The organism is Thauera sp. (assembly GCF_047601425.1).
Classification (GTDB): Bacteria; Pseudomonadota; Gammaproteobacteria; order Burkholderiales; family Rhodocyclaceae; genus Thauera.
Genome location: NZ_JASGJL010000001.1, coordinates 545401 through 561794, shown reverse-complemented (window position 1 = coordinate 561794; position 16394 = coordinate 545401). Strand labels below are relative to the sequence as shown.

Sequence of the window (16394 nt, the reverse complement as noted above, 5' to 3'; positions counted from 1 at the left end):
CACCGGACCTAAGATCGGAACCAGGCAGCAAGAAACCACGCTTCAGGAATCGAGACAGAGAGGTCACCATGTGCGCCCATCCTCTGACGGTCGTGGAAGGCTCGGGCCGTCATCCCCACGCCCCCATATGTCCCGACGGTGTCGAAATCGCCGTCAACCGCGCGATCGGCGCAGGTTACCGCGTCGGCTGCAAGGTACGGCTCGGCCACGTCGCCGGCCGCATCGTCGGCTACAACATCGGCCACTACGGCCGCTTCAGCGGTGCGCGTTACCCGCTGCTGGTCAAGACCCAGTTCGGCGTCGCCAAGTGCAGCCTGCAGGAAGTCGCCGCGGCCTGACGCGCCTCAGCGCAGCTTGATCTGCACGCCAGCCGGCAGCGGCACGGCCGTCACGCTGTTCTGCGGGCTGCCGTCGATGAGCCGGTCGCTATAGACGAGATAGATCAGCGTGTTGCGCTTCGCATCGGCCATGCGCACGATCCGCACCTTCTTGAACAGGATCGACGAACGCTCGGAGAACACCTCCTCCTGCGGCTTGAGCGCCTCGGTCAGGCTGATCTCGCCGACCTGGCGGCAGGCCACCGACGCGTCGGCCGTATCCTCCGCCAGCCCCAGCGTGCCCTTGATGCCGCCGGTGCGGGCACGCGACACGTAGCAGGACACCCCTTTCACCTTCGGATCGTCGAAAGCCTCGACGACGATCTGATGGTTGCGGCCGATGAACTTAAACGCCGTATCCACGGCGCCGACGGTTTCTGCCTGCGCGCAGAACGGCAGCAGCGATGCGGCGCACACGGCGCCCAGCATGATCCTCTTCACGTTTCCCGGAACTCCGATTGCAAGGGCCGCAAGTATCGCATCACGCGGCGCAAATTACCCTGGGTCAAGGTGCGCGCGCGTCAAGCGGAGGAAGATCGTGGACATCTCCGCCCCCGCCTGCCTCACCCAGCTGCCATGTCCGACGCCGCCATCGCCCTGCCGCACTCCCCGCCCACCGAAGGCCCTTCCGCAGGCGGCCGCATACCGGGCAGCAAGGCGATGTGGGTAGGCATCTTCTGCGAAGTCACCGAGTTCGTGCTGATGTTCGCGGTGTATTTCATCGCCCGCGCCCATTACCCGGAAGTGTTCCATGCCGGTCCGGAGCAGCTTTCGCTGCTTGCCGGCACAGGCTACACGCTGACGCTGCTGACCAGCGGCTGGTGCGTGGCGCGCGCGGTGCACTCGATGCGCGCCAGCCGCCAGAGCGCCTGCCTGCGCTGGCTGATCGGCGCCTTCGTGTTCGGCGTCGGCTATCCGGTGGTCAAGCTGTTCGAGGTGCGCTGGAACCTCGCCCACGGCCTCAACGGCGAAGCGGGCATGTTCATCGTCACCTACTACTACCTGACCTTCAACCACCTGATCCACGTCTTCTGGGGCCTGCTCGGCATGATCTGGGTGATGCTGCGCACCGCGACCGGCACCTACTCGGCCGAGGAATATTCCGGCCTCGAATCCTTCGCGGTGTATTGGCACACCACCGACATCATCTGGCTGATGATCTTCCCGCTGTTCTACGTGCTGAGATGAGAACGGAGAGCGCGACATGAGCGAAACCCGCAAACTCGATCTGGCCTGGCTCGGCCTCGTGCTGCTCAGCGTCGGCGGCGCCTTGCTGGGCGGCGGCCAGGACCACGGCTTCGGCGTCACGGTGGCGGTCGCATTGGTGATGGGCCTCAAGGTCCGCATCGTCTGCGGCTACTACCTCGAGCTTCCCACCGCCACGCGGCGCATCCGCCGGGCGATGTACACCTTCTGCTACGGCATGCCGATCGTGGTCATCCTGACCAGCGCCTTCGGCGACATCCTTGCGCGCGTGACCGGCGCGCTGCTGTGAGGCGTACCGGAGTCCGATCGGCTGTGGCAAGCTTTGCAGCTTTCCATCTCTCCCGAACCGGCCATGACCGACTTTCCCAAGGACATCTACACCGAACCCGAACCAGACCCCGATACGCTTGCCAATCTGGGGCCGCTGGCGGGAATGGCGGGCATCTGGACCGGCACCATCGGCCTCGATGTCAATCCGAAGGCCGACGGCCCGGAACGGCAGGCATTCATCGAACGCATCGAACTGCAGCCCATCGACGCCCAGACCAACGGGCCGCAACTGTTCTACGGCCTGCGCTACCACACGCGCATCGTCAAGCCCGACGACGTCGAGACCTTTCACGACCAGGTCGGCTATTGGCTGTGGGAGCCGGCGACAGGTGCCGTGATCCAGACGCTTTCGATACCGCGCGGACAGGCGGCGATGGCCGTCGGCAAGGCCACGACGGACGCGAAGACCTTCCGCCTGCAGGCAGTGCGCGGCTCCGAGATGAACGGGATCGTGTCGAACCCCTTCCTGGAGTACGCATTCAGAACGGACAGCTACACCATCACGGTGTCGATCAACGCCGACGACACATGGTCCTACGAGCAGGAAACCGTGCTGATCATCCCGGGCCAGGCAGAACCCTTCCGCCACACGGATCACAACACGCTGCACAAGATCGGCGAACCCACGCCCAATCCCACCGCACAGGCGGCGGCCAGGAAGCAGGCCGCCGCTCAGCCGCAATGACGCCAGCCCGGCGCTACCAGTGCGGCGGGATCTCGTCTTCCGGCCGGCCGGGCGCGCCGGGCTGGATGGTCTTGAGCTGCTGGGCGAGGTGGCGCACCTGCTCTCGCAGCAGGTCCAGCTCCTGCTGCTGCCGCCACACCGTGCGGTTCAATTCATCGAGCTGGTCCTCGGCCGACATCATCTTGGTTTCGAGCGATTCGAGGCGGTCTTGCATGGGCTGTCCGGGTCCGGGATGAAAGGCAAGGGGCGAAGATTCTAGTGCGGGGGCGCCTGGCCGGGGGTTTCTAGCCGGCCATCGTCTGGCCATGCTGCGCCAACGCCCAGGCGACGTGCTCACGCACCAGTGCCGATGGATGCTCGGCGCGGGACTGCAGCGCCGCCAGCACTTCCGCCGTGGTCGGCGCATTGCCAAGCGCCACGGCGATGTTGCGCAGCCAGCGCTCGTGGCCGATGCGGTAAATGGGGCTGCCCGCGGTGCGCTCGGCGAAGTCCGCTTCGCCCCATGCAAACAGTTCGACCAGGCCGGCACTGTCCAGCCGATGGCGCGGCGCAAAGTCCGGTTCCTTCGACATCTTGGCGAAGCGGTTCCACGGGCATACCAACTGGCAATCGTCGCAGCCATAGATGCGGTTGCCGAGCATGGTCCGCATCTCCTCCGGAATCGCGCTTTTCAGCTCGATCGTCAGGTAGGAGATGCAGCGGCGCGCATCGACGCGGTAGGGCGCGACGATGGCGCCGGTCGGACAGGCGTCGATACAGGCCGTACAGCGGCCGCAGCGCGGCTGCACCGGCTCGTCGAGCGGCAGCGGCAGGTCGGTGAAGATCTCGCCAAGGAAGAACCACGAGCCGGCGCCGCGATCCAGCAGCAAGGTGTGCTTGCCGCGCCAGCCCAGGCCGTTGCGGCTGGCCAGCTCGACTTCCAGCACCGGCGCCGAATCGGTGAACACCCGGAAAGTGTGCGGCACTTCGGTGGTGATGCGCTCGGCCAGCTTCTGCAGGCGATTGCGCAGCACCTTGTGGTAATCGCGCCCCAGCGCGTAGCGCGACACGTAGGCGCGCGCGCCGTCGGCCAGCGCGGCCCGCGCCTCGGCGGCGGCAGGCCAGTAGTCGAGCCGCAGGCTGATCACGCGCAAGGTGCCCGGCTGCAGTTCGGCCGGCCGGGCGCGCTTCATGCCGTGGCGCAACATATAATCCATCTCGCCGTGGAAACCGGCTTCCAGCCAGGCGGCAAGCCCGGGTTCGGCGCTGCCCAGGTCCACCCCGGCGACGCCGACGGCGCCGAAGCCCAGCTCGGCCGCCCACAGGCGAATCTGCGCCAGCAGCGCTGCGCCATCCACCGCGGCAGCCGGTCCATCGACCGGACCCGCGTCCACACCTGAATCCAGGCCCTTCACCGCCATCGACAAGAGGATTCCATGATCGAGTTGCTCAACGCCGCCGATGATAACGGTAGCCACCCCGCCGGTGCCCACCTGCACGCGCACTTGCCGGCCGAAGCGGACACCGAGGCCCTGGGCGCCGCGCTGGCCGCCATTCTGCGCCCAGGGCTGAAGATCTGGCTGCAAGGCAACCTCGGCATGGGCAAGACCACCCTCACTCGAGGGCTGCTCCGTGCACTCGGTCACGAAGGCAAGGTGAAAAGTCCTACCTACACCTTGATTGAACCTTACGTAGTTTCTAGATTAGACTTATATCACTTTGATTTTTATCGCTTCAATTCGCCAGAAGAATATCTGGACGCGGGGCTGGACGAATACTTCGCCGATCAGGGCGTGTGCATCGTGGAATGGCCGGACAAGGCCCTTCCATATTTGCCGTTGCCCGACGTCGAAATCCGGCTCGACGCACGGGATTCAGGGCGATTTGTGGAGATCCACGGAAGGACCGATGCGGGGCAGACATGCGTGATCGAACTGGTGAGAGCATTGCGGGGCGCGGACCCGGCGCCCAAGCCGGATTGAACCCTGAAACCGGCACTGGCAGCCGCGGAGTCGGCCGCCGCGGCCTGTTGAAGTTTGCCGGTGCCACGCTTGCGCTGCTGGTCAGCCCGGTGGGTTTCGCCGCACCCGCCAGCCTGCTCGCGGTCCGCGTCTGGCCCTCGCCGGAATATACCCGCATCACGCTCGAAGGCTCGACCAGCCTGCGCTACACGCACATGCTGGTGCAGGATCCCGACCGCCTCGTGGTGGACCTCGAAGGCGTGGAACTGAACAGCGTGCTGCAATCGCTGTCGTCGAAGGTGCTCGACTCCGACCCCTACATCCGCCTGATCCGCGCCGGCCAGAACCGTCCGGGCGTGGTCCGCGTGGTGATCGAGCTGAAGGCGCCGATCAACCCGCAGGTGTTCACGCTGGCGCCGGTCGGCGACTACGGCCATCGCCTGGTGCTCGACCTGCACCCGACCGAAGAACACGACCCGCTGCTGGCGCTGATCATGAAGGATTCGCCGATGGACGCCGCAGCCGGCGACAGCGCGCAGAGCAGCGTCCAGGCCAGCACTTCCAACACCCGTCCGGTGCCGCAGGAACGCAACGCCGCCCAACGCGCCGAACCGGCGGTCAAGCGCCTGTACACCGTGGTGCTCGACCCCGGCCATGGCGGCGAGGACCCCGGCGCCGTCGGCCGCGCCGGCAGCTACGAGAAGAACGTCACGCTGTCGATCGCCCGCCGCCTGAAGCGCAAGATCGACGCCGAGCCGAACATGCGCGCGGTGCTCACCCGCGACGGCGACTACTTCGTGCCGCTCGGCCAGCGCGTCACCCGCGCGCGCAAGGTGCGGGCCGACCTCTTCGTCTCCATCCACGCCGATGCCTTCGTCAAGCCGGAAGCCAACGGCAGCTCGGTGTACGTGCTGTCGGAACGCGGCGCCAGCAGTACCGCGGCACGCTGGCTGGCGCAGAAGGAAAACGACGCCGACCTGGTCGGCGGCGTCAATCTCGCCCGTCAGGACGGCCACATCGCCCGCACCCTGCTCGATCTGTCGCAGACCGCGACGATCAACGACAGCCTCAAGCTCGGCCGCGCCATGCTCGGCGAGATCGGCGGCATCAACCGCCTGCACAAGTCCGACGTCGAACAGGCCGGCTTCGCGGTGCTGAAGGCGCCCGACATTCCCTCGGTGCTGGTCGAAACCGCCTTCATCAGCAACCCGCAGGAAGAAAAGCGGCTCAATGACGAGGCCTATCAGGACAAGATGGCCACCGCCCTGCTGCGCGGCATCAAGCGCTACTTCGAGACCAATCCGCCAGCCGGACCGGCACGGGTCGCCAGCCTGGGCTGATCGCTGCCGAGACGATCCGCAGCCTTCGCCCAACGCAGAATCAGGGGGGGGCAGATCGTCGGAAGTGCTGGCAGCACCATGTAGAAATGTAGCGAATTGAGCGGTTCGTTTGTGGGTCAAGCGTTTCGCAAAGCCCCCTTTTTGCCGCTATAATTGCGCCTTTTTCAGGCGCTTATGCGGGTTTTTCGCGGGATTCCCGAGCACGCGGACTCGGCCACGGTACTCACCATCGGCAACTTCGATGGCGTCCATCTCGGCCACCAGGCACTGCTCAAGCTGCTCACCGGCAAGGCGCGTTCGCTCGGCCTGCCGGCGGTGGTGCTCACCTTCGAGCCGCATCCGCGCGAATACTTCATCCCCGCCGATGCGCCCGCGCGCCTTGCCTCGTTGCGCGAGAAGCTGCTGCTGCTCGACGCTGCCGGCGTTGACCGCACCCACATCTGCCGCTTCGACGCCCGCTTTGCCGCACAGCCGGCACAGGCCTTCATCGATGACACCCTGGTTCGCGGCCTCGCCGTGCGCCACCTGTTCGTCGGCGACGATTTCCGCTTCGGCAGCCGCCGCCAGGGCGATTTCGCCATGCTGCAGGCCGCCGGTGCGCAGCACGGCTTTGCCGTCGAATCCATGCCCACTCTGGCGGTAGCTGGCGAACGCGTGTCCAGCTCGGCTGTACGCGATGCCCTCGCGGAGGCCGACCTGGCCCATGCCGCACGCCTGCTCGGCCGCCCCTACAGCATCGCCGGCCGCGTCAGCCACGGCGACAAGCTCGGCCGCCAGATCGGCTTCCCGACCGCCAACATCCAGATGCAGCACCGCCGCCCGGCGCTCACCGGCGTCTATGCAGTCAGCGTCGAAGGCCTCGCCGACGGCCCGGTCGCCGGTGTCGCCAACATCGGCGTGCGCCCGACCGCCACTTCGAGCGGCCGCGCCCGGCTGGAAGTGCACCTCTTCGACTGGACGCAGGAATGCTACGGCGCCCACATCCGCGTCCATTTCCTGCACAAACTGCGCGCCGAGCGAAAATTCGAATCCTTCGATGCGCTGCGCGCCCAGATCGCGCTCGACGCCGACAACGCACGCCAGTGGCTTGCCGACCACCCCGACCGTCTGCAAGCCTGACCCGCGGCGCCCGCGCCCCACAGAACCCCACGAGACCGACCTTTCCGCCATGGCCGACTACCGCAAGACGCTCAACCTGCCCGACACCTCCTTCCCGATGCGCGGCGACCTGCCCAAGCGCGAGCCGGGCTGGATTGCCGACTGGCAACAGCGCAAGCTCTACCAGCGCATCCGCAAGGCCAGCGCCGGCCGGCCCAAGTTCGTGCTGCACGACGGCCCGCCCTACGCCAACGGCAGCCTGCACATCGGCCATGCGCTGAACAAGATCCTCAAGGACATCATCGTCCGCTCGAAGACCCTGGCCGGTTTCGATGCGCCCTACGTGCCGGGCTGGGACTGTCACGGCCTGCCGATCGAGCACAAGGTCGAAGTCACCCACGGCAAGAACCTGCCCGCCGACAAGGTGCGCGAACTGTGCCGCGCCTATGCCGCCGAGCAGGTCGAGATCCAGAAGGCCGACTTCATCCGCCTCGGCGTGCTCGGTGACTGGAACGATCCCTACCTGACGATGAACTTCGCCAACGAAGCCAACGAGATCCGCGCGCTGGCCGAGATGACGAAGAACGGCTACGTGTTCAAGGGCCTGAAGCCGGTCAACTGGTGCTTCGACTGCGGCTCGGCACTGGCCGAGGCCGAAGTCGAATACGCCGACAAGCAGTCGCCGACCATCGACGTCGCCTTTCCGCTGGCCGACGGCGAAGCGGCAAAGCTCGCCGCCGCCTTCGGCCTGGCGAAGCTGGACAAGCCCGCCGCCGCGGTGATCTGGACCACCACGCCGTGGACCATCCCCGCTAACCAGGCACTCAACGCCCACCCCGAGCTGGACTACGCCCTGGTTGACGTCGGCGACCGCCTGCTGGTGATCGCCAGCGAACTCGTCGAATCCGCGCTGCAGCGCTACCAGCGCGAGGGCCGCATCGTCGCCACGACCAAAGGCGCGGCGCTCGAGCGCATCGAGTTCCACCACCCCTTCTACGACCGCGTGTCGCCGGTCTATCTGGCCGACTACGTCGGCGTGGACGCCGGCACCGGCATCGTGCACTCGGCGCCCGCCCACGGCGTGGATGACTTCAACTCCTGGCGCGCCTACGGCCGCAGCAACGAGGACATCCTGTCGCTGGTGATGGGCGGCGGCGAATACGTGCCCGACCTGCCCTTCTTCGGCGGCATGAACATCTGGAAGGCCGGTCCCGCCATCGTCGCCAAGCTCGAAGAAGCCGGTGCGCTGCTGTCGAACGGCAAGATCACCCACAGCTACATGCACTGCTGGCGCCACAAGACGCCGCTGGTCTATCGCGCCACCGCGCAATGGTTCGTCGGCATGGACCGGACCGCGACCGACGGCTCGACGCTGCGCGAACGCGCGCTGCGCGCGGTCGAGGCCACCAAGTTCTACCCCGGCTGGGGCCAGGCCCGCCTGCACGCGATGATCGCCAACCGGCCCGACTGGTGCATCTCGCGCCAGCGCAACTGGGGCGTGCCGATCCCCTTCTTCCTGCACAAGGAAACCGGCGAGCTGCACCCGCGCACCGTCGAACTGATGGAAGAAGTCGCCAAGCGCGTCGAGCAGGAAGGCATCGAAGCCTGGTTCCGCCTCGACGCCGCCGAACTGCTCGGCGCCGAAGCCGCCCACTACGACAAGATCAGCGACACCCTCGACGTCTGGTTCGACTCCGGCACCACGCACAAGCACGTGCTGCGCGGCTCGCACAACGACGGCCACCCCGAAGGCCCGCGCGCCGACATGTACCTGGAAGGCTCGGACCAGCACCGCGGCTGGTTCCATTCCTCGCTGCTGACCGGCTGCGCCATCGACGGCCACGCCCCCTACCGCAGCCTGCTGACCCACGGCTTCGCGGTCGACGGCCAGGGCCGCAAGATGAGCAAGTCGCTCGGCAACGTCGTCGTGCCGCAGGAAGTCACCGGCAAGCTCGGCGCCGAGATCCTGCGCCTATGGGTCGCCTCGACCGACTACTCCGGCGAACTGTCGATCTCCAAGGAAATCCTCGACCGCGTGGTCGAAGTCTATCGCCGCATCCGCAACACGCTGCGCTTCCTGCTCGCCAACACCGCCGACTTCGACATCGCCCGCGACGCGGTGCCGCTCGAACAGTGGATGGACATCGACCGCTACGCGCTCGCCTTCACCCGCAGACTGGCGCAGCAGGCCGAGGCCGACTACGAACGGATGGAATTCCACCGCATCGTGCAGGCGCTGCAGGTGTTCTGCGCCGAGGACCTCGGCGCCTTCTACCTCGATATCCTCAAGGACCGCCTGTACACCACGGCCGCCGGCAGCCAGGCGCGCCGCGCCGCGCAGACCGCACTGTGGCACATCACCCAGACCCTGCTGAAACTGATGGCGCCCATCCTGTCCTTCACCGCCGAGGAGGCCTGGGCCATCCTGAACCCGGTCAAGGACGGCGAGGAGGCCGACAGCATCATGCTGCACACCTTCCACGCCCTGCCGGCCCAGGAAGGCGAAGCCGGCCTGATCGCGCGCTGGGAAACCATCCGCGCGGTGCGCGCCGAAAGCCTCAAGGTCATTGAGGCGCTGCGCACCGAAGGCAAGGTCGGCTCCTCGCTGCAGGCCGAACTCTCACTGGCGCTGACCGCCGACAAGTTCAGCGCCATGGCCAGCCTCGGCGAAGACCTGCGCTTCGTCACCATGACCTCGGCCGCGACGCTGAGCGAAGCCGCCAGTGTCGAGGACGAAGGCATCGCCGCCACGCCGAGCGAGGCGCAGAAGTGCGAGCGCTGCTGGCACTACGTCGAATCGGTCGGCAAGCATGCCGAGCATCCGACGCTGTGCGGCCGCTGCGTGAGCAACCTGTTCGGCGAAGGCGAAACCCGCCGCCATGCCTGACGCCCTGCCCCGCCCCTCGTCCATCATGCGCGAGGCCTCTTCGCCGCCTGGTTTCGTCGCCATGCTGCCCTGGCTGGCGCTGGCCATCGCCGTTGCAGTGCTGGACCAGCTCAGCAAGCAGTGGGTGCTGGACAGCCTGCACCTCGGCCAGGTGATACCCGTCACCGGCTTCTTCGACCTCGTGCTGGTGTTCAACCGCGGCGCGGCCTTCAGCTTCCTGGCCGAGCACAGCGGCTGGCAGCGCTGGTTCTTTACCGGGCTGGCGGTGATCATCTGCAGCTGGCTGCTGGTCGAGACCTGGCGCCATCGCGCCGAGAAGCTGCTGCCGACGGCCTTCGCGATGATCATCGGCGGCGCCATCGGCAACGTCTACGACCGCCTGGTGCATGGCGCGGTGGTGGACTTCCTGCATTTCCACTACGCCGGCTACAGCTGGCCTGCGTTCAACCTGGCCGACTCGGCCATTACCGTCGGCGTGGTGTTGATGCTGTGGGGCCAGTTCCGCCACGGCAACCCGCCGTCCCCGGAGAAATCCTCGTGAGCCAGACCGTCCAGGCCAACAGCCTCGTCACGCTGCACTACCGCATCTCGCTGCCCAACGGCCAGCCGCTGATCAGCACCTTCAACGCCACGCCCGCCACGCTGCAGCTCGGCGCCGGCGAAATGCTGCCGGCGATGGAGCAGTTGATGATCGGCCTCGAGCCCGGCACCCGCCACGTCTTCGAGCTCGAAGCCGAAGAGGCTTTCGGCCCGCACCGCACGGAACTGGTCGAGCGCGTCAAGCGCGAACACATGCCCGACGAAGAGATCGGAGCGATGAGCATCATGGAGTTCACCGCCCCCGACGGCTCGCGCTACTCCGGCCTCGTGCGCGAGATCGACGAACAGTCGGCGCTGATCGACTTCAACCACCCGCTCGCCGGCAAATCCATCCGCTTCGAGGTGGAAGTGATCGGCGTGTCCTGAGCAACACCCTCTCCCGACAGAGTTGAGAACATGAGCGACAAGGAAATCCTGCTGGCCAACCCGCGCGGCTTCTGTGCCGGCGTCGAGCGCGCCATCGAAATCGTCGAGCGCGCACTGCAGCGCTTCGGCGCGCCGATCTACGTGCGCCACGAAGTCGTGCACAACAAGTTCGTCGTCGACGACCTGCGCAACAAGGGCGCCATCTTTGTCGAGGAGCTGGACGAAGTCCCCGCCGGCAACACCGTCATCTTCTCCGCCCACGGCGTATCGCAGGCCGTGCGCCAGGAAGCCGAGCAGCGCGGCCTGCGCGTGTTCGACGCCACCTGCCCGCTGGTCACCAAGGTGCACATCGAAGTCGGCCGCATGCGCGAGCAAGGCCGTGAGCTGATCATGATCGGCCACAAGGGCCACCCCGAGGTCGAAGGCACCATGGGCCAGGTCAAGAGCGGCATCCATCTGGTCGAGACCCCCGCCGACGTCGCCAGCCTGCAGGTTGCCAACCCCGACATGCTGGCCTACGTCACCCAGACCACGCTGTCGGTGGACGACGCCGCCGCCATCGTCGCCGCGCTGCGCGAGCGCTTCCCGAACATTACCGGGCCGAAGAAGGACGACATCTGCTACGCCACGCAGAACCGCCAGGATGCGGTCAAGTTCATGACCCCGCATGCGGACGTGGTCTTCGTCGTCGGCTCGAAGAACAGCTCCAACTCCAACCGCCTGCGCGAAGTGGCCGAACTGCGCGGCGTGCCGGCCTACCTGGTCGATAACGCCGCCAGCATCGACCCCGGATGGGTCGAAGGCAAGCGCCGCGTCGGCGTCACCGCCGGCGCCTCGGCCCCGGAAGTGCTCGTCGCCGAAGTCATCGAACGCCTGAAGGAGCTCAGCGGCGGCCAGGTGCGCAACCTGGACGGCGTGCCGGAGAAGGTCACCTTCCCGCTGCCGAAGGAACTGCAGAACAGGGAAGCCGCAGACCCTTTGCGATAAACAACTGCTTTACATTACCTGGCCCAGACTTTACATTTAAGCTGTCTCTGCTTTACATAAACCAGGACGGCCATGGACATCGTCGACACACTCATCCTGCGGATCATCGATAGCGGTGAACCGCACGTTGCCACCACGGCAGCCCGGGAGCTTGGGGTATCGCGCCAGACGATCGCCACCCGCCTCAAGCGTATGGCCGAAGACGGCATCATCAAGGCGGAAGGCATCGGGCGCGGCCGCCGCTACGAATTGCTCCCCATTCTGTCCGTTCGCAAGATCCACGATCTGGAAGGCCTGGACGAACATCGCCTCTGGATGTCGGACATTGCACCACTCGTCTCGGACCTGCAGGCCAATGTCGTCGACATCTGGCGCTACGGCATCACCGAAATGGTCAATAACGCAATCGACCACTCCGAAGGCCGGCAAGTCATCGTATCCGTCGAGCGCACTGCCCTGCATACCGCCATGCAGGTAAGCGACGACGGCGAAGGTATCTTCCATCGCATCCAGCGCTTGCTGGGTCTCTACGACCCGCGCGAATCGATCCTCGAACTGGCAAAAGGAAAACTGACCACCGATCCGGCACGCCATAGCGGCGAAGGCGTGTTTTTTGCGTCACGCATGTTCGATCATTTCTCGATCGTTTCACGCAGCCTGGTTTTTTCGCATGAAGCGGCCAGCGCCGACTGGCTGGTGGACACCGGCAGTGAAGCATCCGGTACCCAAGTGGCGATGACACTCGCCAACGACAGCCCGCGCACGCTGAAGGCTGTGTTCGACACATTCGCCGCACCCGAGGAATACACCTTTGCAAAGACGATCGTCCCGGTACGGCTTGCGCAACATGAAGGAGAAAAACTCGTGTCACGCTCGCAGGCCAAACGATTGACCATGCGCTTCGAACGGTTTCAGACAGTGGTTCTCGACTTCACCGGAGTCGAGGAAATCGGCCAGGCATTCGCAGACGAAGTATTCCGCGTGTTCCAAGCCTCACACCCGGCGCTCGAGATGACGCCCATAAACATGACCGAGGGGGTCAGGAACATGGTGGCACGCGCGAGGGCGGCGTGAAGCCGCTCACCGCCCTGCCGTCTCCTCGAGCGTAGCCAGCACCAGCCTGCGCTCGATGCGATCGAGCGCAGCATCCATTTCGGCAGGAGACAGAACCGGCCGCGCCGGATCGTACAGAAAGGGCATCATCCGCCGCGCAGTCGGATGGCCCCGATTGGCCGCGCGGGCAATGCAGTCGATGCCGCGCTTCTCGTCCACCGCCACGCCCTGCCCCGCGATCAGGCAGCGCCCCAGCCAGTGCATGCCCTCGGGATAATCCTGGCGCGCAGCCGCTTCGAACCAGCCCAGCGCATCTTCCGCACGCCCCTGGCCCAGCAACAGCAGGCCCAGGTCGCACTGCGCTTCGGCCTCGCCACCATCCGCAGCAAGGATCAGCGCCCGGTCATCCGCCCCCAATTCGAGCGGAGACAGCTTCAGCGCGTCATCGAGACAGACGCGGGTCTGTGGGTTTTGCGGGGGGGGGGGGGGTAACAGAATTCACTTCAGTTCGCAAGACCCCATCAGCAATTCGTCGCCACAAAGTGCGCTTGCTCAGGCCGGTGAGCGAAATCGCCGTGCTCAGGTTGATGAAGTCCATGCCGTTTTCCCAAGGGTCTTGCTGCTGCGGCAGTTTAGCACTGCCTGGCTGGGTCACGCCCTAGTCGGTAATACCAATGATCGCTAGATTAGCCATGACCCATTGCTTTACCGAGCCCGCTCGCCTCCATGGATCAGTGCGGTTCCAATGTACGGCATTACGCAGACACATCTTCATCGCACAGCTAAAAGCTGTTGACTGATGTGAAGTCGCCCAGCCGTGCCACTCGTCATCGTGGCACAACCTCGCCCGTGCCACGGCAATGCCGACGCCATCCCCACCCTGTGCCACAGCCGACATTCCGTGAAATGGATCACGCCTGAATGGCTGGCACGGCAGTTGCGAAAGGAAAGCCGGAAGGTGGCGAAAGCATAGTGCTTCGACATCCCGGCATTCCAATCAACGGGAGCACAAAATGAAAAAAGTGCAGAAAGGCTTCACCCTGATCGAACTGATGATCGTCGTGGCGATCATCGGCATTCTGGCTGCGATCGCGATTCCGCAATTTAACGAGTATCGGCAACGTGCGAATGACACATCGGCCGTTGCAGACGTGAAGAATGGCGTCACCGCCATCATTTCTTCCCTGCGCTAACTTTACGAACTCTCGGAGAACAGAAAATGAAGAAGCTTTCCTTGCTACTTGCTGGCTTGGTTTTTTCCGGACTCGCCAGCGCAGTTGAAATCACCGCGCCCAGCGGTCGTGTCTTGATGACAGACTGCGAATTGTTGAATGAAGATGTGACTATTAACCTCACAACCGGTGTAGTCGCTGGAGTTGCCTGCAATGATGCTCAAATCGTCATGTCAGCATGCCACACCGCTGGACGACTGACGAGCCGTAGTGCTGACGTTACGACCTGCACCGACCCCAATGACAACACAACTTGCACGACCGCTCCACAGAGTGTTTCAGGCCCTGCAATGCCGACTGCATCCACTCTTCGCGGCACGGTGACGAGCGAATATCCGGAAGGAAGTTGCAGCGCAGGTGACGCCGAGGATTTTGCCTCCAGTCGCCTTTAATAAAATCTGGCCTTAAAACTAATTTAGAATGGCCATTTCCATAATTCACGAAATGGCCATTCTAATCAGAGCACGTAATCAACGATAACCACATCTTACTCATAATCAAAAAGTAAGTATTGGCCAGAAAATTCAATGTCGGATTTTTTCATCGCATTACGCTTAGCTTGTCGTGCTCGCCTTATTCCACTAACCCTCTGCTCGGCAATCATACTAGGCATCACTACGTTATTCAGCTATCAATTCAGTAGCCGCCAGCCTAACACTGTGGGGTTGGATGTTAGCCTGTCTGTTATCCGCCTTGTCCTACCTTTTGCAACCGCTTTCTTTCTCCAGATCCTCATCTCCCACGAGCTCGACCGCAAGCTCTACCTCACCTCCCTGACCTATCCGCGCCCGCGCCATCAGTTCCTGCTCGGCCGCGTCGCCGCCATCGCGCTGCTGATGCTCGGCCTGCTCGCCGTGCTCGGCGCCCTGCTCGCCGGCCTGACCACCTGGATCGGCCACGGCTACGCCCAGTCCACACCCCCCGATCTCGGCCTGCCCTATCTCGTCACCCTCGCTTTCATCGCCCTCGACCTGCTGGTCGTGCTCACCATCGGCACCCTGATCGCCGTCACTACCACCACACCCAGCTTCGTCCTCATCGGCACCCTCGGCTTCATGCTGGTGGCCCGCTCCTATTCCGCCATCGTCGCGCTGTTGACCCGCGACAGCACGCTGGTCGGCCATGCCGACACTTACCAGTCGTCGCTGAGCCTGCTCGGCTACCTGCTGCCCGATCTGGCCGCACTGGATGTGCGGATGATCTCGCTCTACGGCCAGTGGCAGTTCCTGCCCGAGGACTGGGCGCTGCGCGTGGTCTCGGCGCTGGCTTATGCGGCGGCCCTGCTGGGTCTGTCGGTGTGGGCGCTGAACCGCAAGAAGTTCGCATGATGGATAGCAGGAACCTCGCTCCACTGGCGGTCGCGGTAGCCGGCTTCGGCCTGTTCGCGGCGATCTGGGCGATGCGTCCGCCCGTCAATGCCGCACCGCCGGCCGAAGTCTTCGACCGCGTGGTGCTGTCGGCGCCGGTGCAGTTGTTGCTGACCGGTGGCGACCGCTTCCTGGCGGCGAACTTCGAGTCGATCCGCGCTGTCGCCACCGCCAGCGACGCGCCGGAGGCGGCGGAAGCCAATGCCTCTTTCGCCATCCGTGCGCGGCGCGTCGTGGCGCAGTTGAATCCCTGCCACGAGGACAACTACTACCAGGGCAATGCATTGCTGACCTGGGGCGGCGCGGTGGCCGAGGGCAACGACTTGCTCAGGCGCGCAACCGATTGCCGCTTCTGGGACGAGGTGCCGCCCTTCTTCTACGGCTTCAACCAGTATTTCTTCCTGCACGACGTCGACGGTGCCCGCGCGGCGCTGGAGACGGCCGCCGAACGTGCCACCGACAACGCGGCCGGCTTTCGCAAGTTCGCCATCATGCTGGCCGCGGGCGAGTTGATGGACGACAGCGCTGCATTGGAGTTCCTGCAGCGCGAGCATGCTCAGACGAGCGATCCCAAGCTGCAGGGCATGCTGGACAAACGCATCATCCGGCTGCAGGGCCTGATGGCGCTGCGTGCCGCCCAGCAGCGCTACGAGGCGCGCTTCGGCCAGGCGCTGACCAACCCGCAGGCGCTGATCGACAGCGGCGAGCTGAACGCCTTCCCGGACGATCCGCTGCGCATCGGCTATGAGTTCGCCGAAGGGCGCTTCAGATTGCGGGAACTGAAGATCGCCGGGCTGGAAAGGCCGTAGGCACAGCGGCGCTTTCCACGTACAAGAAGAAAACCGGGAAACGGCGTAGGAATCGTGCCCGGCGCCGGATCAGTGCCTGGATCGTTTCGATGATGACCGGATGACTTGGCAGCTGAT

At 64.9% G+C, this 16394-nt stretch carries 20 protein-coding genes; 16 read left to right on the top strand and 4 right to left on the bottom strand.

The features are described 5' to 3' along the window. The first annotated feature begins 68 nt into the window (after positions 1-68). Positions 69-338, top strand: coding sequence for a hypothetical protein (locus QM748_RS02790; protein ID WP_415245543.1), 270 nt, complete (start codon positions 69-71; stop codon positions 336-338). Positions 339-344: 6 nt separating this feature from the next. On the opposite strand, the gene QM748_RS02785 is transcribed toward QM748_RS02790, so the two are convergent. Further along, positions 345-806 carry a CreA family protein gene (locus tag QM748_RS02785; protein ID WP_415248004.1) on the bottom strand — a complete coding sequence of 154 codons (462 nt, stop codon included), beginning with the start codon at positions 804-806 and terminating at the stop codon, positions 345-347. A gap of 231 nt (positions 807-1037) precedes the next feature. Between QM748_RS02785 and QM748_RS02780 the strand changes: the two genes are divergently transcribed. The 3 genes from QM748_RS02780 (at position 1038) to QM748_RS02770 (ending at position 2598) form a co-directional block, all read left to right on the top strand. Further along, the gene (locus tag QM748_RS02780; RefSeq protein ID WP_415248003.1) at positions 1038-1565 is read left to right on the top strand and encodes a cytochrome c oxidase subunit 3 family protein; all 528 of its coding nucleotides are present in this window, start codon (positions 1038-1040) and stop codon (positions 1563-1565) included. Positions 1566-1581: 16 nt separating this feature from the next. After that, complete coding sequence (locus QM748_RS02775; RefSeq protein ID WP_415245542.1) at positions 1582-1872, top strand: hypothetical protein; 291 nt, start codon at positions 1582-1584, stop codon at positions 1870-1872. 63 nt (positions 1873-1935) lie between these two features. Then, on the top strand, positions 1936-2598 hold the full coding sequence (locus tag QM748_RS02770; RefSeq protein ID WP_415245541.1) for an FABP family protein: 663 nt from the start codon (positions 1936-1938) through the stop codon (positions 2596-2598). A 13-nt stretch (positions 2599-2611) separates the two neighbouring features. On the opposite strand, the gene QM748_RS02765 is transcribed toward QM748_RS02770, so the two are convergent. After that, entirely contained in the window at positions 2612-2812 is a 201-nt protein-coding gene (locus QM748_RS02765; protein WP_263459944.1) for a SlyX family protein, read from the bottom strand. 70 nt (positions 2813-2882) lie between these two features. Continuing rightward, entirely contained in the window at positions 2883-3998 is a 1116-nt protein-coding gene (queG, locus tag QM748_RS02760) for a tRNA epoxyqueuosine(34) reductase QueG (RefSeq protein WP_415245540.1), read from the bottom strand. 15 nt (positions 3999-4013) lie between these two features. On the opposite strand from queG, the gene tsaE reads away from it, so the two are divergent. The 8 genes from tsaE to QM748_RS02720 all read left to right on the top strand — a co-directional run bounded on the left by tsaE (position 4014) and on the right by QM748_RS02720 (position 12890). Then, complete coding sequence (gene tsaE / locus QM748_RS02755) at positions 4014-4559, top strand: tRNA (adenosine(37)-N6)-threonylcarbamoyltransferase complex ATPase subunit type 1 TsaE (RefSeq protein ID WP_415245539.1); 546 nt, start codon at positions 4014-4016, stop codon at positions 4557-4559. After that, positions 4499-5878, top strand: coding sequence for an N-acetylmuramoyl-L-alanine amidase (locus tag QM748_RS02750; protein WP_415245538.1), 1380 nt, complete (start codon positions 4499-4501; stop codon positions 5876-5878). The genes tsaE and QM748_RS02750 overlap by 61 nt, the downstream gene beginning before the upstream one ends. A gap of 174 nt (positions 5879-6052) precedes the next feature. After that, positions 6053-6997: a bifunctional riboflavin kinase/FAD synthetase gene (locus QM748_RS02745; protein ID WP_415245537.1), complete on the top strand. Its 945-nt coding sequence runs from the start codon at positions 6053-6055 to the stop codon at positions 6995-6997. Between the two features lie 49 nt (positions 6998-7046). Continuing rightward, positions 7047-9863 (top strand): isoleucine--tRNA ligase, encoded by a 2817-nt coding sequence (gene ileS, locus QM748_RS02740; RefSeq protein WP_415245536.1) that lies wholly within the window; start codon positions 7047-7049, stop codon positions 9861-9863. A gap of 25 nt (positions 9864-9888) precedes the next feature. Then, a complete protein-coding gene (gene lspA / locus QM748_RS02735) occupies positions 9889-10404 on the top strand; it encodes a signal peptidase II (RefSeq protein WP_415248002.1) in 516 nt (171 codons plus the stop codon). After that, positions 10401-10829, top strand: a complete 429-nt coding sequence (locus tag QM748_RS02730; RefSeq protein WP_415245535.1) for an FKBP-type peptidyl-prolyl cis-trans isomerase — start codon at positions 10401-10403, stop codon at positions 10827-10829. Before lspA ends, QM748_RS02730 begins: the two co-directional genes overlap by 4 nt. A 30-nt stretch (positions 10830-10859) precedes the next feature. Continuing rightward, complete coding sequence (ispH, locus tag QM748_RS02725; protein ID WP_415245534.1) at positions 10860-11816, top strand: 4-hydroxy-3-methylbut-2-enyl diphosphate reductase; 957 nt, start codon at positions 10860-10862, stop codon at positions 11814-11816. A gap of 72 nt (positions 11817-11888) precedes the next feature. Continuing rightward, positions 11889-12890, top strand: coding sequence for an STAS-like domain-containing protein (locus tag QM748_RS02720; RefSeq protein WP_415245533.1), 1002 nt, complete (start codon positions 11889-11891; stop codon positions 12888-12890). Positions 12891-12896: 6 nt separating this feature from the next. On the opposite strand, the gene QM748_RS02715 is transcribed toward QM748_RS02720, so the two are convergent. Further along, positions 12897-13286: a hypothetical protein gene (locus tag QM748_RS02715; RefSeq protein ID WP_415245532.1), complete on the bottom strand. Its 390-nt coding sequence runs from the start codon at positions 13284-13286 to the stop codon at positions 12897-12899. Between the two features lie 596 nt (positions 13287-13882). Between QM748_RS02715 and QM748_RS02710 the strand changes: the two genes are divergently transcribed. From QM748_RS02710 to QM748_RS02695, 4 genes are all read left to right on the top strand, one after another. Next, positions 13883-14062: a prepilin-type N-terminal cleavage/methylation domain-containing protein gene (locus QM748_RS02710; RefSeq protein ID WP_415245531.1), complete on the top strand. Its 180-nt coding sequence runs from the start codon at positions 13883-13885 to the stop codon at positions 14060-14062. A 26-nt stretch (positions 14063-14088) separates the two neighbouring features. Beyond that, positions 14089-14493 (top strand): hypothetical protein, encoded by a 405-nt coding sequence (locus QM748_RS02705; RefSeq protein WP_415245530.1) that lies wholly within the window; start codon positions 14089-14091, stop codon positions 14491-14493. Between the two features lie 267 nt (positions 14494-14760). Further along, complete coding sequence (locus QM748_RS02700; protein ID WP_415245529.1) at positions 14761-15429, top strand: hypothetical protein; 669 nt, start codon at positions 14761-14763, stop codon at positions 15427-15429. Continuing rightward, positions 15426-16277, top strand: a complete 852-nt coding sequence (locus tag QM748_RS02695) for a hypothetical protein (protein ID WP_415245528.1) — start codon at positions 15426-15428, stop codon at positions 16275-16277. Before QM748_RS02700 ends, QM748_RS02695 begins: the two co-directional genes overlap by 4 nt. The last annotated feature ends 117 nt before the right edge of the window (positions 16278-16394 follow it).